Source organism: Bradyrhizobium sp. WYCCWR 12699, assembly GCF_032144035.1.
Taxonomy (GTDB): domain Bacteria; phylum Pseudomonadota; class Alphaproteobacteria; order Rhizobiales; family Xanthobacteraceae; genus Bradyrhizobium.
Genome location: NZ_JAVTJN010000003.1, coordinates 241266 through 265927 on the forward strand (window position 1 = coordinate 241266; position 24662 = coordinate 265927).

The following is a 24662-nucleotide window of genomic DNA, read 5'->3' on the forward strand; positions in this document are numbered from 1 at the left end:
TCCTTCCAGGCTCGGCACGGCCCGCGATATCGTCGCTGTCACGATCATCGGTCCGGTTTGTTGATCCGACGTAGCCTAGCAAAACCTGCCACCGCGCAGGGCGACATCGGCTCTTTTGCGCTTCCAGATCGGCTACTCCAGCAGAGGAGCTACCAAAGTTTGCGCTCTCACACGGCCATTCAGCCGGCAGTAATCTTGATAGGCTGCCCAGTTGTGCCTGGCGCTTGAAACAGCCCAGCGGCCGGTTAGTTTCTCTCGGGCTTTTAGCCACTCGCTCCCCAAGTCTCAACCGACCGCCGCTTGAAGCACGGCACGGAACCGAATAACGATCTTGATCCGAACCACGGCGCAGCCACCGCTATCAAAGACATGGCCCGAAAAAAGAACCTCCGCTCGGATCCGAAAAAAGCTAAGGGCCTTCCAGCTGGCGGCAGGCTCCGGTCAAAGGGAATGCCGCTGCGTGAACGGGAGGACGGGGAAGAGGCCGGCAACGGCATCCGTGCCATGCTCGTTGGTCTATCAATGCTACAGGCGATCGCGAAGGAGCGCCGGCCGCTTCCGCTTAAGGATGTTGCCACCGTCAGCGGACTCAGCCCGAGCCGGGCTCATAGGTATTTGTCAAGCCTGCTCGCGGCGGGCTTTATGGAGCAGGACGTCAGATCAGGCCATTACGCTTTGGGGCAAGCCGTTGTCGAATTAGGATTGGTTGCCCTCGGTCAATTGGATCACATTCGGATCGGCGTGGATGCGCTCGTCGCCTTCAGTGAGGAGACCGGCTTTGACGGACATCTCTCCGTTTGGGGCTCATTTGGTCCGACGGTGGTGCGTTGGCAATCCGGACGCTTGGGCTATCATTTCCGGATCGACGAAGGCCGCGTGCTCCCGCTCTTATGGTCGGCAACCGGGCGCGTGCTCATGGCCTATCGCGAGGGAGGGGAAATTGCCCCGCTGGTGAAGCAAGAGCTTGCCGTGTGGAATCGCGAGAACCCCGAACAGCAGATTCGGCGCCAGGACGTGACGCGCATGTGTGCGGCGGTTCGCGAGTTCGGTCTCTCAGCATCGGTTCCATCGCAGCAACGCAATGGTCTGCTCGACCCCGTATTTCCCACAGTCATCAGACTAGGATTGGAAACCACAGCAGCGCCGATTTTCGATCATCGCGGCCGTGTGCCAATGGCCCTCACGTTTTTTGGGTCAGTCCATGGTTCGTCCATCAATAGCGAACCTGCACTTCAAAAGAAGCTCCGCGCCGCCGCGCAAGCAGCTTCGCGGCGCCTGGGCGGCCTAGCCGAGCCGCCAACTTAGGAGCATTGGTCTCGCAAGAGCCAGCAGTTGGACGAATGTTGTGGAAGTCCAATCATTGGCTTGCCGCTCGACACGCCGCGCCGCAGCGTCCACATTCGGTCATGGAAGCCAATGGCCGCAGACGAGGTGAAGCCGAGCGCAGGTGGCGGGCTCGCTCCTTCACTCCCCTCCCGTCAGAGACTTGGCCGCGAGCTACGGTCCGGTCGCCTTTCCGAGGCCGCTCTCCTTACCGTCATGCAAGCCCCGACCTGCCATGCTTTACATCAGAGTATTCGGTGCTTCGCTGTGCAATTCGAGTAAAAAATTGCGCTGTTCCAGCGCTTGCAAAATTCCATACTATTTTGATTGGTGGGTTTGACGCCTAGTGACATTGCGTCGGTCGCGACGTGCAGCGTCGGATGCGCCTTGGTTTATGCACCTTAGGCGGCGGCTTTCAGCGGGATGCGAGGAGTACTTCGATGAAACTAGCTTTGTTCAACGAGTTCATACCCGGGGCAATCAAAGAGAATGAAATTGTCGACATCACAAAGCCGGTTTCCGCGCTCGCGAAATGCGGGCCTCAATACCTGATGGAAGGTCTGATGACTAACTGGGCGACCTACCGGCCGCTCTTGGAGGATTACGTGTCGCGCACGAAGGGCCGCCCAGTCTCCGAAGTGCGGCTGAGAGCGCCGCTGCCGCGACCATCTAAAATTCTGTGCGCCGCAGCGAACTATAAAGAGGGGATCGAAGGCAATATCAGCGATCTTGAGTTCTTTCACAAATCGCCATCTGCGATCATTGGCGATGGCGACACAATGATTCTTCCTAAGGTCGAAGTGACCATCGTCCATCACGAATTGGAACTAGGCGTGGTCATAGGCAAGACCTGCAAGGACGTCTCGGAGAGCGAAGCGTTGGATTATGTTTTTGGATACACGATCGTTCAAGACGGGTCCGCACGCGGCATATTGTCGAACGGTCAGATGTCATTTTTCACGCAAAAGAATTGGGATACGTTTGCGCCTCTTGGTCCCTTGGTCGTGACAAAGGATGAAGTGCGGGACCCTCACGATCTGCAGGTCCGGCTTTGGGCCAACGGCGAGCTACGGCAGGACTACCACACAAGTGACATGGCCCATCGAATCCCGGCGCTCATTCACAAGGCCTCGATGTTCAATACGTTCTTCCCAGGCGATATAATCGCGACAGGCTGCAACCGTCAGGGTTTAGGTCCGATGCAGCATGGCGATACCATCGTTCAGGAAATAACGGGGCTCGGTCGGCTGACGACGTTAGTGGAGGACCCTCTCAAGCGCAGCTGGCCATACGGCGTCGATGCCGAGTTTGCAGACTTCGTGAAGAAGCCGCGCACCCAGCGTGGCGCTCTGGGGCCGCCGCGGATCGTCCCCGCGAATTCGCGGCTGCCGACCTAGTTCAAGCGGTCCGACCCGCGGTTCGCACTGTCAGATCTTTCAAAAGGGCTGAGCGGGCTTGGCAGCGCGCCATGCCTGCTCTGTCGACACCGAGCCATCGCGGGCCTGTCTAGGCCCGATCTCATCTGCAAATTAGGCTGGTCGCCTTATCCAAGCGTGCCAGCCTTAGCCTAGCCGTCATGATCCAGTGTCGACTGGACAGGTGACAAGTTCCGTTCGGTAGGACCTCCCTATCACTGATAGGCCCGACCTCCGTCGCAGACATAGTTGCTGCCTGTGATGTACTGAGCCTCCGAACTGACCAGGAACAGCAAGAGATTTGCTATTTCTAGGGGAATTGCCAGCCGCCTCAGCGCGTACCTCGCCAGAAAAGCGTCTTGTTGCGAGGCTGACTTTCCGGCCAAAAATCGGTCCATCATCTCAGTATCGACGGCCCCCGGGCAGACGCAGTTCACTCGTATATCGGGCGCCAACTGGGCAGCAAGTGTCTTGGTAAATTGGATGACGCCGGCCTTTGCGGCTCCGTACGCCGCGCTGCTTACACCGGGTCGTATACCTGCCAGTGCCGACACGTTGACGATGGCTGCTGCTCGAGTCTTTCGAAGATGTGGCAATGCTGCTCTGCAGACCAGGTAGTGAGACGTAAGGTTGGTGCGAAGACTCGCGTCCCAACGAGCTAAGTCGATATCTTCTAGAACAGCGGCCTCGGCATTGCCGACGCAATTGATGATACCATCGAGACAGCCCATAAGGGCCGCGGCGTCGTTCACCGCGGCAAATGCTTGCGCCTCGTCGGTAAGATCCGCCGCAATAGCGTGTCCTCGCGTCAACCTGGCGACCTCTTTCAAGCAATCGAGCCGCCGTCCGACAACAGTCACCACCGCTCCTTCCTCGGCGCATCGCATGGCGGTGGCATGGCCGATTCCGCTTCCGCCGCCCGAGATCAAAATGTGACGTCCAGCCAGACGGCCAGCCATTATTGTTTAACCTCGCTCGCAGCAGGGTCGCATCGATTGGTGCACGTCGCACTGCTATGTGGCGGCGGTGCGCTTTGAACGGCCCCGCATAGTGGAAAGCTGCACCGAACAGGAGAGATCAGCTGTTTCATAGGTCAGCAAAAGTTGTGTAGCGGCGGGCGTATGCATGCCGCAGGGCTTGAGGGTATCGCCGGAACTTACAATCGGTGCGACTAGCGGAATAGGACAATACTGCGCCGCATACTTGTGCGACGGAAAGAGTTTGGCTTGGGGTTTGCCGCCAGGACTGGGCGCTGCTTGACAAACGACAGAATAGGAAACACGTTTACCAAAATGACAAGGCGGCAGCGCGACGTAGGTCGATGATTGACCGGGCAGTGAGTAGCCCGGAAAGCTCGCCTTAACCCGCAGCGCTCTGGTCGGTTCGACGACTGGTGAGCTTAACCTGCGAATAAAGGATATCGGTCACAGATGTCCAACTACGGGAGGATGGCTATGCGTGCCCTGATTGTCGGAGCCGGAGTGGCCGGACTGGCTACGGCGGTTGCTTTGCGTCGTAACGGCATCGACGTGACCGTCATCGAGCGAGCGGCGGAGTTAAGCGAGGTTGGAGCAGGTGTTGTCCTTGGACCTCATGCTATGCGCGTTCTTGAATCGCTGGGCATTGCGGCGGAGATAAAGCGCTCGGATGAGCCGCCCGAGACGATTACATTTTATGATATGGTGAGCGGTGAGGTACGCAATCGCACCCAACTGGGCGAAGCGGGAGCCAAGCTGTATGGCGCCCCGCTTTACAAGACGCATCGCCGCGATTTGATCGACGCTCTTGCAAGACATTTGGACGGAACGGAGATCCGGCTCAACTGCTCTGTTGTCGATGTGAAGCAAGATGATCGAAGTGTTACCGTCATTCTCGAGAGGGGTGAGGCTGTTCTTGGCGATCTCCTAATCGGAGCCGATGGCCTGCGTTCCAAGGTGCGAAGCGCAATTTTTGGAGAAAGCGAGTCGATATCTACGGGCCTCCTCGCCTGGCGGACCGTTCTACCAACGACGCTTCTCAGCAAAGCGCTAACATTGGATACCAATGTGTGGAGCGGTGCGGGTCGCCACGTGGTTTGCTATCCGATTCGTCGCGGCAAACAGTTTTATGCAGCCTTCTACGTACCTGCCGATGAGATCCATCGTGAGGACTGGGCCACAGCTGGGGATGTCGCGGATTTGCGCGCCTCATTTAAGGACGCCTGCAAAGACGTCCGAGAGATCACTGAGGCTGTAACCGAAGCTTTCATCACGGCGATCAATTATCGTTATCCCCTGCCAGAATGGCATCGCGGGCGAATAGTTCTGATTGGCGACGCGGCCCACCCGGTGCTGCCGACATCCGGCTCCGGTGCGGCGATGGCGCTCGAAGATTCGGTGGCGTTGGCGGCTTGTTTGCACCGGAGCGGGAGCAACTTGGAAGCCGCTTTTTCCGAGTTTCAAGCGCGGCGGAAGCCGCGGACCACTCGGTTGCTTCACCAAAGTCGCGGCGATCTTACGGCATTTCATGAAAAGGCACCCGAGCGTCAGGCGGCTTACGGACGGATGGGGCGGGGCATGCTGAAGCTCGACCAAGCTGGGTATGAGCGGTTTGCGTGGCTCTATGGCTATGATGAAGTCGCCGAATCAAACAAGCCATTCGACCTGTTTAACGCCAGTCCATTGGTGCGGCCGTCGCGGCCGGCCGCCGCCCGCGCGTTCGATCTTTGGTCGAATGCTCTCAAGTTCGAAGATGAAGACTGGATGAGCGAACGGGCTGCTTACGAGCGGTTCATGTCGAGTCTATGTGCGTTGCCAGAGGATGTGTCGGTAGAAACCGTCGACTGCGACGGGGTGCCTGCGTTATGCGTCATTCCCCCCGGCGGGAAAAGTGGTCCTGCCGTTCTTCATCTTCATGGGGGAGGATATGTGTTTGGTTCGGCTAAGAGCTCGGTTTTGCTTGCAGCTGGTCTAGCGCGCGCGATCGGTGGCTGGGCGTTGGTACCCGAGTTCCGACTTGTCCCGGAACATACGCCAATGCAAATGCAGGAGGATGTGCGAGCGGCCTTTGCGTGGCTTTCGCGGCGCGCAGACCCAGTTGCAGTCAGTGGCGAATGCTCGGGCGGTGGTCTTGCTTTAAGTCTCGCCGCAAAGCTCCGTCACGAGAATGTCACTCGGCCCGCCGCCCTTTATCTCCTGTCGCCCTTTGCCGATCTCACGCTGACGGCGGCCAGTATCGACGGCAATAGACGAACCGAGCCCTGGATGACCCGGCGGCGACTACTGACTTTGGCTGGTGCGTTCATCCAAGACCGAGAGCCCGATGATCCCGCCATTTCGCCGCTTCGCGGAAATCTTGCCGGGCTACCACCGATGCGCGTCTTTGCGGCGCGTGGAGAAGCCCTCGCTGACGACGCTCGTGCATTGGTCGCTGCTGCTAAATCGGCGGGCGGAGATGCCGAACTGCACTTGTTCGACGATAGCATTCATAGTTTTGCGCTGTTCGAGTTTCTGCCGGAGACGGACGAGTTCTTTCGCGCGATTCGGCGCCACGCCCACTCCAACACTTACGTCGGGGCGACGCCATAGGGTTAGGGCATAAGCCGGCGGCTTGGCTGCCCTAACCGCTCTATCTGGATAGGAGAGAATAATATGCGGCTCTGTCGTTTCGATGGAAATCAGCTTGGTATCGTGCGAGATGGCGAAATTCTCGTCGTTACCGAGGCGCTGGACGTGCTGCCCAGCCTCAAGTGGCCGTTTCCGCAGCACGACATCATGATCGAGCATTTGGACCGCGTCATCGCCAAGGCACAGGAGCTGGCCGGGCGCGCTCGACGCATTCCCGTGAGCTCGGTTCGGCTTGATAGCCCCGTCGCTAATCCGTCTAAGATCATCGCTGCCCCTGTCAACTATCAGCTCCATCTCGACGAGGGGACGAACAATCAAGAATTGCGGCAGGGCCGATCGGAGGTTCAGACGATCGACAGAGCCGGTCTTTTTTTGAAGGCCAATAGTTCGCTAGTGGGCCCGGGATCGCTGATCAGACTGGGCGATCCGACGCGAAGGCACGACCCCGAAGCCGAGTTGGGTGTTGTTATAGGTCGACGGGGTCGCAACATCCCGCAGGCAGACGCCTTGCAGTATGTCGCTGGGTACGCCGTTGCTGTCGACGCGGTTGTCCGTGGTCCCGAAGAGCGGAGCCTGCGGAAATCAATCGACACCTATTCCGTCTTGGGACCCTGGTTGGTTACGCGAGATGAGATTCCCGATCCCGGGGTTCTTGACCTTTATCTGAGCATAAACGGCAAGGAGAAGCAGCGATCGAATACGCGACACCTCATATGGTCGGTTCCCAAGCTGATCGCGTTCGCGTCCGCCTATTATACACTTCATCCCGGCGACATCATCATGAGCGGCACTCCCGAAGGAGTATCCGAAATTGTACCGGGCGACCGCGTCGTCGTTGGCGTACAGGATATTGGCGAAATGACGCTCCTGATCGAGGCCGGCGATTGGTCGGCGGACGAAATGCTCCGATCACCGCGCATAGCCAAAAATTAGAGGAGGCGCAGTCCTCGTCCTGCAATTTCATGCTAGCCGGCAGGTCTAATCAACCGCAGCGTGGCGGCAAGCTCGAACTAAAGTTGAGGAACCAAAATGTCGAACAGCACGGCTCAGCCAGATCCGAAACATGCCGATCCCACAGCCGAGCGGGCCGATCGTATGAAGCGGCTGAGTATCATTCCCATCTGGAATACCAGCGGGGTCGCCGAAGAGATGGGCTACAAGGCGCGCGGCCATGTATGGCGGTGGCGCGACTTGCACGCTGAGTTCGAGGAAGCTGTTAAGACATCATTGGCCGGGCCGGGCACTGAGCGCCGAATTCTTCTGTTTGAGAATCCCGGGATGCCACGGTCCGCAGCAGCAACGCCTACGCTCAATGGCGCGTTGCAGATGATCCTACCTGGCGAAGTCGCACCGGCGCACCGGCACACCTATTCAGCGCTGCGCTTCATCTTGTCGGGAAGTGGTGCGTTCACGGTCGTCGATGGCACGCGCGCGGATATGCACGAGCTTGATCTTTTGCTCACGCCTGGAGGGTGCTGGCATAGTCACGCGCACAATGGCGGGACGGAGCCAATGGTTTGGTTCGATGCGCTCGATACCCCATTCGTTTCATACATGCGAGCCGATTGTTTCGAGATGCATCCTAGCAAATCCTTAGAACCCTATACCAATACTGTGGGCTCTTACGAAGATATTGGCGCGCTCGGAATGCTACAAGGTCGGACGCGCGCGCAACCGCCGGCCTCGCCCCAGTTGGTGTACAAATGGGCTGCCGCCGAAGCAATGATACAAGCCGGACTGGACCGCGACGATGATGACCCGTACGAGGGTGTCGTTTACGAATACGTAAATCCTATCACGGGTGGGCATGTCATGCCGACAATCGCCTGTCACGTGAACGGATTCCGTAAAGGCTTCCACTCGAAGGCACGACGACGCACATCGAGTAGTCTTTGTGTTGTTGCGAAGGGAAGCGGTGCCACCATTATCGATGGCGTCAAGCACGAATGGTCAGAGCGCGATGTGATCGCAGAGCCGGCTTGGTCGTGGTGCGAATATATTGCGTATGAGAAATCGATTCTGTTCCGGACAAGCGATCAGCCTATATTGGAACCTTTCGGTTTGGCTCGCCAAGAAGATCATCCGAACGGACGTCAATAGGCAGCTTTCGCCTCTTGCAATCGTTGTGCCCGGCGTAGTTGTTTGCGCAGGCAATACCCGTTGGCTCGCTCCGCGTTTCCAGAAAGTTGCTCTTGTAGATAGCGCAGGCCTGATGCAGGCCGATCGTTCTATTTTGCGTGGACCGCGAGTACTTAAGCGCATCTGACGCACAGCATCGATTTGCTAGCCGGGCAAAAGGGGTGTTTGCAATTTTCTCCTATTGGGCAATGTCCGAGGTTCTTAACTTCCCAAAGCTCGTGTACGGCTCGCTCACCTCGTGAGAATTCAAGCCCCTTGGGACAAGTCGATTAGCGCCATGGCAAACAGCGAAACTCTGTTCGACAAGATCTGGCTGTCGCATGTTATCCGGGAGATTGAAGATGGCGTGTTTCTTCTTCATGTGGACCGGCACATGGTTCATGAATGCACATCGGCTGCCGCCTTCGAGGGCTTGAAGCGTGCTGGCCGCAAGACCCGTAATCCCGAACTGACCTATGCTGTTGTCGATCACATCCTTTCCACGGCGAAAGGTCGTACGGGAGAGACGTTCGCTGGTGGTCGGGAATTCGTGCAGCTGTTACGTGAAAATTGTCAGGCTCATAAGATTGAACTCATTGATGTTGACGATCCTCGGCAAGGCATTGTCCATGTAATCGCACCTGAGCTCGGCATCGTCTTGCCCGGCACAACACTGGTATGCGGCGACAGCCATACGGCAACGTGTGGAGGACTTGGTTGTTGGGCTTGGGGCATTGGCACCAGCGAGGTGGAGCATGTGCTCGCGACCCAGACAATCGTCCAGCGGCGGCCGAAACGCATGCGTATCAATTTCGAAGGCAAGCTCAACCGAGGGGTATACGCCAAGGATCTCATTTTGAGATTGATTGGTCAGATCGGCGTTGCGGCGGGACGTGGCTACGCTGTGGAATATGCCGGCAGCGTCATACGGTCTTTGTCGATAGAAGAACGCCAAACCATCTGCAATATGTCGATCGAGTTCGGTGCGAGAGCTGGACTTATAGCTGCCGATGACGTCACATTCGAATATCTCCACGATCTGCCTTATTCGCCCAAGGGAGAAATGTGGGAACAGTCATTGGCTTACTGGCGTTCGCTCCCGACCGACCCAGAAGCGGTTTTCGATCGAGAGGTCGATGTTGATTGCACGAGCATCGGCCCGCAGGTCACCTGGGGGACGACCCCCGAGGATGTTGGCAGCGTCAGCGATCCGATTCCTGATCCCGCGGCGGTTAACGACCTTGCGCGTCGCGCCGCAATGGACCGTTCGCTGACTTATCTCGGTCTTGAGGCCGGTCAGTCTCTCGAAGGGCTCACCGTCGACGTGGCGTTTATCGGTTCATGCACCAACAGCCGCCTTTCCGATATAGAGGCTGCCGCCGAAGTCGTGCGGGGGCGCAAGGTCGCTTCGCATGTACGCGCGCTTGTGGTACCCGGCTCAGCGCAGGTTAAACATGCCGCTGAATCTCTGGGGCTCGACAAAGTCTTCCTGGAAGCTGGGTTTGAGTGGCGGGAGGCCGGATGTTCCATGTGCGTCGCCATCAATGATGACTTTGTAGGACCCGGTAAGCGTTGCATCTCTACGTCGAACCGCAATTTCGAGGGGCGCCAAGGCCAAAAGAGTCGCACCCACCTAGCCAGTCCCGCCTCGGTGGCCGCCGCTGCGATTGCCGGGGCGGTAACGGACGTCAGAAGGTACTTAACCTAGGCCGCCGGAGAATTCGTATGGAGAAATACACACGTGTCGAGGGTGTCGCGGCCAGTTTCCCGCGCCCTAACATCGATACAGACGCGATCATTTCGGTCGCTTGGCAACGCAGCTTGAAGAGCAATCCGGGGGAAGGCCTGTTTGCGATCTGGCGGTATGATCTGCAAGGCCAAGAGGTGCCGGACTTTATCTTGAACCGCGCCCCCTTTCGCAAGAGCAAAGTTATTGTTGCGGGAGCCAATTTTGGTTGTGGCAGCTCCCGCGAGTTCGCGGTTTGGGCCCTGGTACGGTTCGGTATTCGCTGCGTGATTGCACCCACCTTTGGCGACATTTTTTACGAAAACTCGTTCAAGAACGGGCTGCTACTCGTCACGTTACCGCAGGCAGAGGTTGATGAGATCCATCACCACCTGGCGACCACGAACGATCCGACGATGTCGGTGGATCTCGAAAGCTGCACCATCGAATTACCGAACGACAGGACAATCGCTTTTAACATTCCAACTGCCCGTCGCGCAACGCTGCTAGAGGGCCTCGACGAGATTGGTCAAACGCTAAGATTCGTCGCCGACATTGAGGACTTCCAGCAGAAGAGCCGAGCGTGCCAGCCCTGGTTATACGCGCGACCTGAACCTCGGCATTCTCCCTGAGTGGGGCCGACGAACCAGAGTTGCGCGGTTAGGCGAATCTAAAGCGTTTTTGTCAGACCTGCATCCGCATCGATAGCAGCCCCTTGCAGGAGACGACCGCGATCTGACAAGACAAATCTAACCAGCGCCGCGATATCCTCAGGCTCGCCGATTCGCGCAATGCGCAACTCGCGGCTGAGCTGATATTCCATTTCGGCAGGGTCGATGCGTCGTTCGCGGCTCTCCAGCGTCAGGCGCTTTGTCAATCTGTCTGTCCTCACCAAGCCGGGATTGATACAATTGACCCTCACGCCGTCCCTAATGCCAAGCTCGGCGAGGAATTTGCTGAAACTATTGAGTGCGGCATTCACTGGCGAACCGATAGCGAAATAGATGTCGGGTGTTCGGCCGCCTGCACCGGCGATATTCACGACGGATCCACTCGTCTGAACAAGTGTAGGCCAGGCCGCCCGACAGAGGCGCATTGCACCAAAGAATTTTAGGCCGAAACCATCCTCCCAATCACTATCGGGCAGCTCCAGGAAGTGCCCCCGCGTGGTCGCACCGGCGTTGTTGACAAGAATATCAATCTTCTGAAAAGCGGCCAAGGCCCGGTCGATCGTCCAGGAAACGGTTTCCACGTTTCGCAGGTCGCCAGCAACGACCTCTACCCTTGTTCCAAATGATCGTGCGCGTTCGGCAACGCTGTTGAGCATGGCCTCATCCCGGGCGACGATAACGGAATCGACGCCTGCTTGCGCGAGCTCGAGCGCAATGGCAGCACCGATGCCTCGGCTTGCGCCCGTTACGATCGCAACCTTGCCCCGGAGGGACGCATCTTCGCCTCCCGCCAGGCGAGGCTCCTGTTTGGTGTGTCCTGTCATCGTGGAAGTCTCCGTGTCTGGTCGATTGAATGGGATTGTTGACAGAACCGGCCACACGCATCGGGACGCAACATTAGTCTGAGCTGCCCAGATGTGTGCCTTGCGAGCTCGGTTGAGTAAAAGGCCAGGCTCGACCGGCCTTGGCGCCTGTCGAGATCTACTCCATGTCGTCACGTCGGACACTGACCCAGCGAACCAAGAGACCACGCGCTTGGCTGAGTGCACTATGGCATGGCGCACCCTTTGGCTAGCTAAGGTGGCCACTCGTCATGCGACCTCGTCCATGAAAGAAGAGTGCGACGTTCTCCTCTGGCTTGAGCAGTACTAGCCCTGAGGCCCGCCGTGTCGCCACAGGATTTTGCGCGAGTACAGGGTTTTAGGCGCTGATCCGCTAGCAAGAAATTGCAATGCTATCGGGGCAGCCCATCGTGCAATTTTCTCCTAGTGATGCCGGCGCCTGTCGGTTGATAGTACACGTGCTTTATGAAACGTGCTGAGTCCAACGATGGTCTTCTGCACTGGAGCGACCTTCACTAACCGCTTTCACGGTTGTCGGACTCGCGTCGTTGCCGTACTCGCATCATTGGGTGTCTTTTGAAAGCTCGTATTCCTCTGCGCAAGGTCATGGAAGCCGGACGACCGCTCGTCCTTCCGGTTGCTCAAGATGCTTTTGCCGCCCGGCTGATAGGGCGGGCTGGGTTCAAAGCGTTTGCAATTGGTGGGTCGGCAATGCTTGCTGCCCGTTACGGGTTGCCGGACCTAGGCATTGCGGCGCTTGGCGAGATGGTCGCCGGTATTCAGGATATTGCGGCGGCCTCCGATCTACCCTTCATCACCGATGGCGATGACGGCTACGGTGACATCAAGAGCGTTGTTCGCATGATCCGCGCGTACGAGGCGCTTGGTGTTGGCGCCGTGATCCTGGAGGACCAGGCTCGCCCGAGCAAGCAACCCGGCGATAATCCTGCTCCTGCTGTTGTCGCGATGGCAGAATTCGAAACAAAGCTTCGGGCAGCTGTTGATGCCCGCAGTTCAGGCGACATGTTGATTATCGCCCGCACGGACTCCTTAACAACGCTTGGCCTAGATGGCGCCCTAAAGCGAGCGGAGCGCAGCTTAGCCGCGGGCGCGGATGGTGTATTTATTCCAGGATTGAAAGCACATGACGATCTCGTGACGGTTGGGAGTGCCTTCCGGGGGAAACACCAGCTGCTTGCCCTAACTGAAGATGGGAAAGCGCAACTGCCGCGGGCACAAGATCTCTTTGTGATGGGCTACGATCTTATCGCTTATCCGAGTTATTTGATGCTGCGGACCACAGAAGCGATGGCGAGCGCGCTCGCAGGGTTGTTGTTGTCCACGGCCGACGGGTCCCCTCTCCCGGCACTGGCCGATTTTCCGGCGGCTCGCGCGGCCTTTGCTGAGGCGGTCGGACTTCGAGACTGGCAGGCGCTCGACAAAGTTGCCCGGTCCCAGGCCTCTGCGCCCGCCACGTAACTCGTCCGCGGTTCCGCATTTTCGGACTGCTGCGATGGAAATCTCGGTGCTAGAGCAAGCAAGGATAGTTTAGTGCAGATTTCGCTGAAAAGCCGAACCGCAATCGTAACGGGCGGAAGCCGAGGCATTGGCCGAGCGATAGCTCTGGCGTTCGCCGAGGCCGGCGCTTCTGTTGCAATTCTCGCCCGAGATAAACAACAAGTGAGTGATACCGCCGACCAGATAAGTAGCACAACCGGTCAGCGCGTGATTGGAATCTCATGTGATCTCGGAAACAAATTGCAGATTGACCAGGCCTGGTCGAGGCTCTCCCCCGACTTCAGTCATGTTGACGTCCTCGTTAACAACGCAGGCAACGCTGCCCACGAGCCAATATCGGGAGTTGAGTGGGACGCACTCCAGTCCGATTTCATGCTGAAAGTCGGAGGGGCACTTTACTTAACTCAGCGTTGCCTCTCTGGAATGCGAGCAAGACGCTGGGGACGAGTTGTCAATATTCTCAGCATTGCGGCAAAGGCCGGTACCGGCGCCGCTCCGTCGGCGCTGAGCCGGGCGGCCGGCCTATCCATGACGAAGCTGCTGGCTAACGAATGCGCGCCGGATAACGTCCTTATCAACGCCATCTGCCTTGGATCGATCGAAACCGACCAGTGGAAACGAATGCACCGGTCCACCGCACCGCAAGCGAGCTACGAAGACTTCGTTTTGCAGAAAGGAAAGAGCGTGCGTCTCGGTCGGCTTGGAACTGTGACCGAGGTTGCGAATGTGGCCTGCTTTCTAGCCTCGGACCTAGCCTCGTTCGTAACGGGAACAGCCATTAATGTCGATGGAGGCAATTGTCCCGTACCGTAACCTCGGCACTGGTATCGTTGCCGGTAGGTATGTAATCGGAGGTCGTCTACCTCCCTAGCTGATGCCAACGAGGCTCGATAGAACGGACTTATTGCCCGCCAGATCGTTGCTTTTGCCGTTCCAAACCACTTGGCCTCGATCCAGAATTAGGGCCTGGACCGTTAGTGACAGCGCTAGATCAACATGGTGTTCTACGAGGATAAACGTCATATCGCTTTCTTTTCTGATGCGTTTGAGCGCTTCCACAAGCTGGTCAACAATGACCGGAGCCAATCCTTCGAACGGCTCGTCGAGAATAAGCAAAGCGGGATTGCTGACGAGCGCTCGGCCGACAGCCAGCATCTGCTGCTCTCCACCCGACAAATGATTTCCGAAGTTCTGCCGTCGCTCAGCAAGCCGGGGGAATAGCTCAAACACGGATTCAATGTTCCACTTTCCCCGATCAACCCTTGCAACGGAAAGGTTTTCCTCTACCGTCAGGGAAGGAAAGATCTCTCGTTCCTGAGGCACGTAACCGAGGCCCAGGCGAGCCCGCTCGTAGGTATCGATGCCTCCGATCTCGCCGCCGTCAAATGTGATCTTGCCGGAGGCCATTTGCGTTAGGCCCATAATGGTCGCAAGCAGGGACGTCTTGCCGACACCATTGCGTCCCAACACGGCCAATGACGACCCTCTCGGGAGCGAAAGAGCCACGTTTTCAATAGCCGCGGCGCCATAGCCATATCCTGCGGTGACAGCTTCCAGTCTCAGCAAATCAGTCATTGCGCGCCTGTCCGAGGTAAACCTCTCGTACCTTAGCATCTGCTCGAATCTCGGACGGGGTTCCCTGCGTCAGCACGCTTCCCTCTGCCAACACCGTGATACGGTCAGCGAAACCAAAAACGATCTGCATGTCGTGCTCGATGACGATGACTGCGAGGTCGGCGGGCAACCGCCGCAGCAATTCCGAAAGTTTTCCGCTGTCTTCTTTCGGCAAGCCAGCAGCAGGTTCGTCGAGAATGAGCACCTTTGGCTTGAGAGCCAGCGCCAGCGCGAGCTCAACGAGCCGCCGTTGACCATATGCGAGATTGGAAATCAATTGGCATGCCGAACCACTGAGGTTAAAAACGTCTAGGAGCCGCTCGAGTTCGATCAGAACCTGCTTGCGCCTATTGAGCGCGCCCCACAGTTTTGCGTCGATATGCATATTTGCAACGACCGCGAGGGCAATATTTTCGACCACCGTCATGGACGGGAATAGCGAGTTTATTTGAAACGTTCGCGCGAGCCCCAGAGAGACTCGGCGTTGCGGCGAATACCGTGTGATGTCACGTCCTTCAAGTCGGATCGACCCAGAGGATGGAGCCAACGCTCCCGTGATGAGATTTACAAGGGTGGTCTTTCCTGCGCCATTCGGACCAATCAGAGCGTGTCTTGCACCAATCTCAAGGCGGAAGTTGATATTACGCGTGACGGCGAGAGCACCGAAGCTTTTGTGCAGACCGACGATTTCGAGGACCGTATCATTCATGGTTTCCGCCTGCGATCGAGGAGATAGCCACCCATACGATCAATCCAGGGACCAACGCCTTGAGGTGTAAACCTGACGGCGAGAATGAGGAGTCCACCCAGCATAAACAACCAATTGAAGGGGTCTATCGCCGCGGCCCGATCAGAAAAAATGACGAAAATAATGCCCCCAATGAATGCGCCGGTCAGGCGCCCCATCCCGCCGATTAGCAACATGATGAGGACGTTTCCGGATAGCAGGAATGAGAGTGAGTCGGTTGCGACAAGCCCGGTGACTTGTGCGGAAATTGCACCGGCCACACCCGCTATTGCTGCCGAAATCGAATAGATGAGAAGCAACCGTGCGGCGACCGGTACGCCTAGCATGCGCATGCGTTGGTCGTTGTCGCGTATCCCACGCAGAACATATCCAAATGGCGAGTTTACCAAGATCCGGGCAAGGGCAAACACGAAGGCCAGCACGCAAAGCGAATAGAGATAGGCAGTATGGCCATAGAGGTCGAACGAGTAACGTCCCAAGATGGGTGCGACCTGATACCCCGCAAGGCCATCATCTCCGCCCGTTACTGATTTCCAGGTTGTCGCAACTTGGAGGACGACGGCACCAATGGCGATCGTGAGGATGACTTGAGTCAAGCCGCGAACACGAAGAACCAGCAAACCCGTGACGAAGCCGAACGCGCCGGCAGCTAGCCCTCCTACCACAAGGCCGGTCAAGGGTTCAGATAAAACATTGAGCGCAAAAAGGGCGGCGGCGTAGGCTCCGATACCAAAAAAGACGGCATGACCTAAACTTTCGATTCCAGAGTAACCGATGGCGAGATCGAGCGACAGAGCCAAGATGATCATGATGATGACTTGGGTGCCGAGCTGGTGATAGGCGCCCAAGAAGAAATAAGCGAAAATTGCAAGCGCCCACACCAGCGCATCGCTAAGTCCCAAGCGGTGGGATCCAAAGGACGCGGCGATGTCCCGTTTAGGTGTGTCCTTTGAGGGAGTTACCTTAAGCACGGCCATAAAGCCCAAAAGGTCGAATGGACAGAATGAGGGCCAGAAGAATGTAGATGCCGAAAGCGCCGGCCGCCGGAAAGAGATAGCGAAAATAGGTATCGAAGATGCTATAGCCGAGCGCGGCGATAAGCGATCCTTTGAGACTGCCAAAGCCGCCAACCGCAACGACGATCAAAACCATGACCATATAGTTCGTGGCATAGTATGGCTGCAGCGGCAGCATCTGCGTTCCAAGTACGCCGGCTATGGCCGCTAACGCGCACCCAGCAACGAAGGTCTGAGCGAACACCCGCCGCACATTGATCCCGACACAGCGAGCCATGCGCGGATTATCGACGGAGGCGCGCAAGCGGGCGCCAAAATCGGTCTGTTCGATGACGTACCAAATCAGGCCTGCGATTGTCAGGCTGACGATTGAAAGAAAGCTACGGTAAGCAGAAATCGATATCTCTTCAAAATGCCATGCTCCCGCCAGGAATTCAGGCGTTGGTAATGTATGCGTCAGCGAGCCATAACCGGCGTTGATCGAGGCGATCATTATGAATGTGAGGCCAATTGTCATCAGGATTTGACCGAGAGCACTCGTCTCATAGATCCATCGATATACGGTCCGTTCAAGAATGGCCCCGAGTATCGCCGTGATTGCAACAGCAATCGGAAGCGCGGCGAGCAAACCCAGGCCAAAATGATTGACGAGCGAGAGTGCAGTGTAACCGCCGATCATGGCGAAACCACAATGTGCAATGTTTAGAAGACGCATCACGCCGAGCGTGATCGTCAGGCCAGAGGAGATCAGAAAGAGGATCATCCCGAAGGACAGGCCGTCGATCAAAAGCGATATACCCGTCGTCCAGTAGCTATTCACTTGATCCCTCAAACACCGCCTGCATCACAAGCATGCTGCCAATGGCCATTACGTCCCGCCGCATTGGCCTGGAGTCATGCGGCCTGATTCTACTCCCCTATTTTCGCGCGCCTAAACGTCGTCAGCGCGAGGCAGGATTGGCCTCCTTCCAGGGATCTTTGAGATTCGGAATTACGGCGACCTGTTTATTTACGAGGACGCCGTCGATCTTCTCGACCTTTCGGATATAGACGTTTTGGATCAGGTCCCGTTCGACCGGATCGATCCGCGCGGGCTCTCCCAGGAGTACCCTTTGGCGGCCGCCAAGGCTTTTTCACCATCAAGTTTCCCGTCGGTTGCTTCGGTCATATGGGCGATCAGGTGTATGCCGTCCCACGCCTCAACGGTCCCGATATTAGGTATGGCGCCCTTCCCGTATTTTGCTTCCAGCGCATTGACGAACTCCTTATTCGCGGTGCTTTCTGGCGAATGAGGACCATAAAAGAGAGAGGAATATACACCGATGGCCAGTTCGCCGGTTTGTCCCAATGCCGCGAGGGGTGCCTCCTCGGTTTCACCGAGGCCAAAGTACTGCAAGCCCCGTTGTGCCAAGCCGCGCTCGAAATACCCTTTGAACAGTGCAACGGAGATGGGCCCGTTCGGGACGAACGTAAATAGAACGTCAGCGTTCGCGTCCTGCAGCCGCTGGAAGTAGCTGGAGAAGTCAGTTGTATCCAAAGGCACCTTTACGACATCGACGATCTTGCCGCCGAGCTTGCCGTAATTGGCATCATAAGCTGCAATTGCGTCGTGACCGGGGGCGTAGTCGACGGCAAAGACAACAGCTTTCTTCTTGCCCTGATCAATAGCATAGCGCGTGATGCCATACGCCAATTGCCAGATGGTGCAGCCCACTCTTAAAAAATATGGCGATTTACGTGTGGTATCTGCGGTATTTGCGTTGAAAATGACGAAGGGAATTTTCGCTTGCGTCACAACATCGGCAACGGCTACCGCGTTAGGCGTGAAGTCCATACCGCCGAGAAATTGTACCCCCTCTCGGGTGATCAGCTCTTGAGCGAGTTGTTTCGCTCGAGCGGGATTTGGGCCGCCAGAATCACGATAGAGGACCTCAACGGTGTGGCCTCCAAGCTTTCCTCCGTGCTTCTCGACATAGAGGTCAACGGCTCGTTTGAATTGGACGCCCCACTCGGCATAGGGGCCGCTAAAAGAGCCGATGATGCCGATCTTGACCTCGGCAGAATGCGCATCTGTAGAAATGGACAGTGAGGCAAGAACCGCCGCGAAGGCCAGCAAGCTGAAGCGCTTCATTGTTTCCGTCCCCCTATTTGTGCACCGCCATGCGCCGCAAGCAAGGCGACGACTGCGCCCATCGTTCGGCCCAGATAGAGGGCATTAGAGGAGTGCATTCTTGTATAATCTTGCGGGACGCCGGGACTGTTAGTCGCAGGTCGCGGAGGGCAGACCAGTTAAGGGCTGCTCACGCTATATTACGCGGATGTCACAAGGTCCATGTCCGGGGCTGAGAGTCGCTTCTTTCCCGTCCATTTCAGATCGATGGATCTGACGGTTGCCGCCGCCTCACCGAGCAGCCATTGCGCGGAACGCGACAAGTGCCGGCAAATCGCTCTTTTCGGTTGGATAAGCGAGATAGAATGCCATCTGGTTGCGGACAATGAGATTGAACGGTGCGATCAGTCGGCCGGTTTCGAGATCCCTTTCAATCAAGGGAAGATGCACAATTGCAATACCAAGGCCGTCGATAGCTGCTTGGCACGCGAGCCCCGAGTTTTCAAATCGTAGGCCCGTGTTGGCCGGGACCTGCGGCGCGCCTGCAGTCTGGAGCCATTGCCGCCAAAAATCCGGGCGCTGCAAGGAATGGAGAAGAACGTGATGATCGAGTTCGTGCGGATAGCGCGGGACCGGCATTCCATTCGCAAGCTTGGGGCCGCATACGACGATGAGCAGTTCGTCGAACAGATGTTTGGCCTCGAGCCCAGGCCACTGGCCCAATCCGTACTCGATCGAGGCATCGATGCCTTGCGCTTCAAAATTGGCAGGGGATTGTTGTGAGGTTGAGACCTGAATTTCCACCTGCGGATATTGCTCGCGAAACCTCGCGAGGCGAGGGATCAACCAGCGCATGGCAAAGGTGGGTAAACACCTAAGCTTTAGGACATTGTGTTTTGACGACGCGCAGATCTCGGACGTCGCGGACCTTATCTCGTCAAACGCAACCTGAAGCCGCTTATGATATCGTCGAGCCTCTTCCGTCAGTTCGATGCGACGATGCTTACGAACAAATAACTTTATTCCGAGGTGGGTCTCAAGTACCGCGATATGCCTGCTGACGGCCCCTTGGGTAATGCAAAGCTCTTCCGCCGCTCGACTGAAATTGCCATGACGCGCCGCAGCATCGAAGGCTCGTAGCGCATTCATGGGCAAGTATTGGCCCATAACCCATTATTCTCCCTAGGTTTTCGCTTATATCGCAAAAACTCATGCAAGTCATCAGTTAACTTGCTTTGCGCGGCATGCTGATCGCCTTCATCCTCAGCCCCGCGATGAAACTCGTCCACTGCAGCAAGAGTTGGACATGACTTGTGGGATGGAAACGGCAGTCGTATCGGCAGACGCATTCTCTGCTCCGCCCGGCGACCCTGACGGAAGCATTACAGAAGTTGCGCTCGCGTTTATTAAGAAGAGCCCTGAGATCAGGATTACGCTTCGCGATCTTGAGCGTCAGACGGGCGCAAGTATCTTTCAACTGATTAGGGCATTCCGAAGAGATTTGGGAGTAACGCCCCATGCCTATCTGATAAAACGGCGCGTCGCGCGCGGCGCTGATCTTCTTCTTCAGGGAGAGCCAGCGGCACAAGTAGCTTACGAGGTCGGTTTCGTTGACCAAAGTCACTTCACGAAGCACTTCAAGCGTGTCCACGGCGTGACGCCAAAGCGCTATGTTGCGGTAGCCACCAGCTAGCTGGCAAATCGAGCGCATGAGAAGTTCGCCACTGGCGACAGACCTTTTGCAAAAGCTTGTCTAGAGTTCTTGAGGGTCTAATCCGCTCCGGCGCACAACAAGGCGCGGTTGCCGGCGCAATCGGAGCAGTCAAGTGATCACGCGGTCAGTGGTGTACTTGTTGCGCGCGGCGTCGACGACATTCCGATGCCAGCAGCCGTCAACAGGATATCGAGGCCAGTCGTCATATTCACAGCAAAGAAAGCTTCCTTATGGCCCCCTTTCGAGGACTAAATCGCCGCATGGCCGAAAATGGCCATTTACTGAACGGCTATTGCGCGATCCCCGATGCGTTTTCGGCAGAACTTTATGCTCGACAAGGCTTCGACGTAATCACGCTTGACCTGCAGCATGGTCTCATCGGGTACGATGCCGCCGTCGCGATGCTACAAGCCATTACGGCCGTGGACGTGCTCCCGTTGGTACGCATCCCCTGGCTCGACCCGGCAATCATCATGAAAGCGCTTGATGCAGGTGCTCTTGGTGTGACATGCCCTATGGTCAACACGGCAGCGGACGCTGAGCGCCTCGTCCAATATTGCAAATATCCACCGATGGGCCAGCGCAGCTTAGGCCCCGTCCGTGCGGCGACGGCCTATGGCGAGGACTATGCTGCGCATGCGAACCGGGAGCTCAGCGTCATCGCTATGATTGAAACCGCTGAAGCCGTCGCCAACATCGAGAGTATTCTTGATGTGCCAGGTCTGGATGGTGTCTATATCGGACCAGGCGATCTCTCGCTGTCCCTGAACAGGAAGCCGCAGCTGGAGGAGTTTGATACCGAGGTGGACGCTGCCATCGATCGCGTTTTGAAGGGGTGCATTAAGAAGGGTCTGATTGCAGGCATTTTCGCACCTGGTCCCGAACAAGCGTGGCGCATGGTCACGCGTGGCTTTCGATTCGTCACGCTTTCCACTGACGCTCGCGCATTGGCGTTCCAGGCCAAGTCTTGGGTTGAGAAGTTTCGACTGCTCAGTCGAGAGCCGTCCCGTGTTACCGGTGCATCGGGCCTGAAGGGGTAAGGACTAAATATCAAAAAGTGGGCGACCGGACCATAAGCCCTCATCCGCTCGAAATTGCAATTTCTTACTAGTCGACGAGCTCCTCCTGCATCAAGACCGGTGTCGCCGATCACGCAATTGGCGTGAAGCCTACCCGCTCTTAGCGTGGGAGCAACTCGGCCATGGTGTAACATGATCCAACCGCGGTCTATCTTTGAAAAGATCTGGAACAGTCATGTCATCCGGGAAATGGGTGACGGCGTCTTCTTGCTCTATGTCGATCGCCACATCATCCAGGAATCGGCGAGCGGACAAGCATTTGATGGGCTACGGCGCGCCTCGCGATCTGTGCGTCGACCTGATCTCACTTTCGGTGTCACGGATCACATCGTTTCGACACGTCCTGGGCGCACGGTCGATTCGAACCCCGAGGGGCGCGAGCTAATCACCTTGATGGAACGGAACTGCAGCGAACACGGAATTGAGCTGTTTGACTTGGCTGATGCCAGGCAGGGTATCGAACACGTCGTGGCGCCGGAGCTCGGGCTTATCACGCCAGGGATGACTGTTGTTTGCGCAGACAGCCATACACCAACAAATGGCGCGCTCGGTGCCTATGCGTGGGGTTTTGGCACAAGCGATGTCGAGCACGTTCTAGCAACCCAAACCGTACTTCAGCGCAAGCCAAAGGCGCTACGGGTGACGTTCGCCGGACGTCTGGGAAAGGATGTCTGTGCCAAGGACCTCATACTTTACTTGATCGGCAAAGAGGGAACACAGGCGGCGCGCGGATATGCCATCGAATATTGCGGACCCGTCATTCGTGCGATGTCCATGGAAGGCAGGATGACGATCTGCAACATGTCCATTGAATTTGGTGGACGTGCTGGCATGATCGGGCCGGACGATACCACGTATGAATATATCGCTGGCCGCGACTATGCTCCCAAAGGTGCGCATTGGCAGGCCGCATTAGATCAGTGGCGCACTCTTAACACAGACGAGCAAGCTCTCTTCGACAAGGAAATCAGGGTTAACTGTAGCGAGATTGCCCCCCAGGTGACGTGGGGGACAACACCTGGCGATGTCGTAGGTATCGACGAAAACATCCCAGATCCCGTGTTGATTGGCGATCCTGTCCGTCGCGCCATGGCGGAGCAGGCGCTGCACTATATCGGCCTCAAACCTAATCAGCCTCTTGAAGGCATTCCGATCAACGTCGCCTTCATTGGATCCTGCACCAACAGCCGCCTATCGGACCTTCAGGCGGCAGCGGCCATCGTCAAGGGGCGCAAGGTCGCCAAAGGCGTGCGGGCGCTGGTTGTGCCTGGATCGACGTCGGTCAAGCGCGCGGCTGAGGCCCTCGGTCTAAACAAAGTATTTCTCGATGCAGGCTTCGACTGGAGAGAGGCCGGGTGTTCAATGTGTCTGGGGATCAACGACGACCAAGTCGCGCCAGGTGAGCGCTGCATGGCGACCTCTAATCGCAACTTCGAGCATCGCCAAGGACCAAATAGCCGCACGCATCTTGCAAGTCCGGCATCGGTGGCGGCGGCCGCCGTGACGGGTGTCATCACCGACGTTCGCAAGCTCGCGCACGCATAGAGGCGGCAAATGGAAAAGTTTGTGACGTTGGAAGGTGTCGCCGCAGTGCTGGCGGACCCGAATATTGATACAGATGCAATTATCCCTGCCCGCTTCATGCGTTCTGCGAACGCTAATTTGGGTAAGGCCCTGTTCGCCAACAGCCGATTTCAGGACGACGGATCCGAACGCGCCGACTTTGTGCTGAATATTCCGCCATTTCGGAGCAGCTCGATCCTCGTGGCAGGCGATAACTTTGGCTGCGGCAGCTCGCGAGAAGCAGCAGTCTGGGCGCTGAAGCAATTTGGTATTCGCTGCGTTATCGCGAGAGCTTCGGGGAAATATTCTTCGAGAACTGCTTCAAGAATGGCGTTCTTCCGATCACATTGCCCAAAGCCGACTATGAGCAAATCCTAGGCGCGCTTGCGAAAGACCCCGGGCGTGAAATTAAGGTCGATCTTGAGCGATGTGAGATCAGGATGTCGTGTTCGCTATCGATACCGTTTGTCGTGTCGCCTTCGCGTCGGACAGCATTGCTTGAAGGGCTCGACGATATCCAGCTGACGCTGCGTTATGTCAGCGATATCGACGCATTCGAGGCCTTCGACGGGGTCGCGCGGCCATGGATGCGTCGCCCCACGTCATCTTTTGGCCGATCGCCGTAGAGCTGATGACGTCAGTTTCGTGGTGGGAGCCTTGGCAATTCAAGGCTCTGTCGTCCGGTGAACGCTAGCGGAAACGAAAAGACGCAAATGGTTACGCATTCCACGACATTTGATGATACGAATCTCTTGGAGCGAGCTTGGGTTTAACGCGCATCCAGCCCGGGCTCGGCTTCTCTCCTATGCGAAAAGCCTCGCGACTTTCGCTGGGGATATGGAGCGCTGTCTTTGTTTGTGAACCCCACGGCTCAAGATTATGACATTGTCCTCCTGGGTACGAGGTCAGTTCTTCAGTTCAAGACATTCGTCCTCCAGTCAAGTTTGAACGAAGATCTTGCAGCAACGCCACGGGGAAGCCGACCGGCCGAAGATGTTCGAAGGCGACCAAGGTGGATGAAAAGAGGCCAAGATCTCGCAGAATTGCACTTCGACGCAACCTCTTGCCGCTGTTTTTTGCGATCAGCGTCGCTCCTTTGGTCGGCCAAGGGCTCGCCCGGCACACCGGCAGTGTCATCTTGAAATAGACCAGCGTACCGGATTTGCGCCTCCTCAAAACTCCAGAGCATTACGGACCGTTTGCGAACACGCCAAAGAGATTCCTCACGAATGGCCATTCGGAAGAATCTATTCGGTTCGAGACGCGCTCATCATCAATGTGGCCCGGCAGATTTCTCATCTTCGCGAGAGGCCGTTGTCGCCCCAGCAGCGATCGGAATAAAGCCGATTTGGAAACCGAATGCGCGACCTATTTTGTCTAGCGTTTGCGCAGTAGGATTGGCCGCTCCTCTTTCAATGTCGGCGACTTGGCGCGGTGTCAGCTTAAACAGTCGGGCGAACTCAATCTGGGTGAGCCCGAGGGCTTGACGCATCTCGGCGACAGCCTCCGGCAAGCGGAGAGTACCCGCGCGCGCTTTGGCTGCAATTGCGGCGCGACGATCTCGGATCTCCTCTTTCGTAGGTTTACGCCATCTGGCCAT

General features: G+C 56.9%; 21 protein-coding genes and 1 pseudogene. 13 read left to right on the top strand and 9 right to left on the bottom strand.

Annotated elements, in window-relative coordinates:
- The first annotated feature begins 300 nt into the window (after positions 1–300).
- Together RPS27_RS03210 and RPS27_RS03215 are read left to right on the top strand one after the other, a co-directional pair.
- A complete protein-coding gene (locus RPS27_RS03210) occupies positions 301–1305 on the top strand; it encodes an IclR family transcriptional regulator (protein WP_128929996.1) in 1005 nt (334 codons plus the stop codon).
- 458 nt (positions 1306–1763) lie between these two features.
- On the top strand, positions 1764–2720 hold the full coding sequence (locus RPS27_RS03215) for a fumarylacetoacetate hydrolase family protein (protein WP_164933584.1): 957 nt from the start codon (positions 1764–1766) through the stop codon (positions 2718–2720).
- Between the two features lie 233 nt (positions 2721–2953).
- Here RPS27_RS03215 and RPS27_RS03220 read toward each other — a convergent pair whose 3' ends face one another.
- Entirely contained in the window at positions 2954–3697 is a 744-nt protein-coding gene (locus tag RPS27_RS03220) for an SDR family NAD(P)-dependent oxidoreductase (RefSeq protein WP_128929994.1), read from the bottom strand.
- Between the two features lie 495 nt (positions 3698–4192).
- Between RPS27_RS03220 and RPS27_RS03225 the strand changes: the two genes are divergently transcribed.
- The 5 genes from RPS27_RS03225 (at position 4193) to leuD (RPS27_RS03245) (ending at position 10819) form a co-directional block, all read left to right on the top strand.
- On the top strand, positions 4193–6304 hold the full coding sequence (locus tag RPS27_RS03225; protein ID WP_164933583.1) for an alpha/beta hydrolase fold domain-containing protein: 2112 nt from the start codon (positions 4193–4195) through the stop codon (positions 6302–6304).
- Between the two features lie 63 nt (positions 6305–6367).
- Positions 6368–7276 (top strand): fumarylacetoacetate hydrolase family protein, encoded by a 909-nt coding sequence (locus tag RPS27_RS03230; RefSeq protein WP_128929992.1) that lies wholly within the window; start codon positions 6368–6370, stop codon positions 7274–7276.
- Positions 7277–7372: 96 nt separating this feature from the next.
- Positions 7373–8443, top strand: a complete 1071-nt coding sequence (locus tag RPS27_RS03235) for a cupin domain-containing protein (RefSeq protein ID WP_128929991.1) — start codon at positions 7373–7375, stop codon at positions 8441–8443.
- Between the two features lie 316 nt (positions 8444–8759).
- Positions 8760–10169 carry a 3-isopropylmalate dehydratase large subunit gene (gene leuC, locus RPS27_RS03240; protein WP_128929990.1) on the top strand — a complete coding sequence of 470 codons (1410 nt, stop codon included), beginning with the start codon at positions 8760–8762 and terminating at the stop codon, positions 10167–10169.
- A 17-nt stretch (positions 10170–10186) separates the two neighbouring features.
- Entirely contained in the window at positions 10187–10819 is a 633-nt protein-coding gene (leuD, locus tag RPS27_RS03245; RefSeq protein WP_128929989.1) for a 3-isopropylmalate dehydratase small subunit, read from the top strand.
- Positions 10820–10857: 38 nt separating this feature from the next.
- On the opposite strand, the gene RPS27_RS03250 is transcribed toward leuD (RPS27_RS03245), so the two are convergent.
- On the bottom strand, positions 10858–11682 hold the full coding sequence (locus RPS27_RS03250) for an SDR family NAD(P)-dependent oxidoreductase (protein WP_128929988.1): 825 nt from the start codon (positions 11680–11682) through the stop codon (positions 10858–10860).
- 594 nt (positions 11683–12276) lie between these two features.
- On the opposite strand from RPS27_RS03250, the gene RPS27_RS03255 reads away from it, so the two are divergent.
- A complete protein-coding gene (locus RPS27_RS03255) occupies positions 12277–13179 on the top strand; it encodes an oxaloacetate decarboxylase (protein WP_128929987.1) in 903 nt (300 codons plus the stop codon).
- A gap of 72 nt (positions 13180–13251) precedes the next feature.
- The gene (locus RPS27_RS03260) at positions 13252–14031 is read left to right on the top strand and encodes an SDR family NAD(P)-dependent oxidoreductase (RefSeq protein ID WP_128955134.1); all 780 of its coding nucleotides are present in this window, start codon (positions 13252–13254) and stop codon (positions 14029–14031) included.
- Positions 14032–14085: 54 nt separating this feature from the next.
- On the opposite strand, the gene RPS27_RS03265 is transcribed toward RPS27_RS03260, so the two are convergent.
- The 6 genes from RPS27_RS03265 to gcvA form a co-directional block, all read right to left on the bottom strand.
- Positions 14086–14793, bottom strand: coding sequence for an ABC transporter ATP-binding protein (locus tag RPS27_RS03265; RefSeq protein ID WP_128929985.1), 708 nt, complete (start codon positions 14791–14793; stop codon positions 14086–14088).
- Positions 14786–15541 carry an ABC transporter ATP-binding protein gene (locus tag RPS27_RS03270; RefSeq protein ID WP_128929984.1) on the bottom strand — a complete coding sequence of 252 codons (756 nt, stop codon included), beginning with the start codon at positions 15539–15541 and terminating at the stop codon, positions 14786–14788. Before RPS27_RS03270 ends, RPS27_RS03265 begins: the two co-directional genes overlap by 8 nt.
- Positions 15538–16482 (bottom strand): branched-chain amino acid ABC transporter permease, encoded by a 945-nt coding sequence (locus RPS27_RS03275; protein ID WP_206733114.1) that lies wholly within the window; start codon positions 16480–16482, stop codon positions 15538–15540. Before RPS27_RS03275 ends, RPS27_RS03270 begins: the two co-directional genes overlap by 4 nt.
- 61 nt (positions 16483–16543) lie before the next feature.
- Complete coding sequence (locus RPS27_RS03280; protein WP_128955133.1) at positions 16544–17416, bottom strand: branched-chain amino acid ABC transporter permease; 873 nt, start codon at positions 17414–17416, stop codon at positions 16544–16546.
- A 240-nt stretch (positions 17417–17656) separates the two neighbouring features.
- On the bottom strand, positions 17657–18727 hold the full coding sequence (locus tag RPS27_RS03285) for an ABC transporter substrate-binding protein (RefSeq protein WP_128929981.1): 1071 nt from the start codon (positions 18725–18727) through the stop codon (positions 17657–17659).
- A gap of 270 nt (positions 18728–18997) precedes the next feature.
- Complete coding sequence (gene gcvA / locus RPS27_RS03290) at positions 18998–19873, bottom strand: transcriptional regulator GcvA (protein ID WP_128929980.1); 876 nt, start codon at positions 19871–19873, stop codon at positions 18998–19000.
- A gap of 151 nt (positions 19874–20024) precedes the next feature.
- On the opposite strand from gcvA, the gene RPS27_RS39595 reads away from it, so the two are divergent.
- From RPS27_RS39595 to leuD (RPS27_RS03310), 4 genes and pseudogenes are all read left to right on the top strand, one after another.
- Complete coding sequence (locus tag RPS27_RS39595) at positions 20025–20399, top strand: helix-turn-helix transcriptional regulator (RefSeq protein WP_164933582.1); 375 nt, start codon at positions 20025–20027, stop codon at positions 20397–20399.
- Positions 20400–20680: 281 nt separating this feature from the next.
- Positions 20681–21460 (top strand): HpcH/HpaI aldolase/citrate lyase family protein, encoded by a 780-nt coding sequence (locus RPS27_RS03300; protein ID WP_206733115.1) that lies wholly within the window; start codon positions 20681–20683, stop codon positions 21458–21460.
- Between the two features lie 171 nt (positions 21461–21631).
- Positions 21632–23044, top strand: a complete 1413-nt coding sequence (gene leuC, locus RPS27_RS03305; protein ID WP_128929977.1) for a 3-isopropylmalate dehydratase large subunit — start codon at positions 21632–21634, stop codon at positions 23042–23044.
- Between the two features lie 9 nt (positions 23045–23053).
- Positions 23054–23688 (top strand): annotated as a pseudogene (leuD, locus tag RPS27_RS03310) (3-isopropylmalate dehydratase small subunit).
- Between the two features lie 647 nt (positions 23689–24335).
- Here the strand turns inward: leuD (RPS27_RS03310) and RPS27_RS03315 are convergent.
- Positions 24336–24662, bottom strand: coding sequence for a helix-turn-helix domain-containing protein (locus RPS27_RS03315; protein WP_128929976.1), 327 nt, complete (start codon positions 24660–24662; stop codon positions 24336–24338).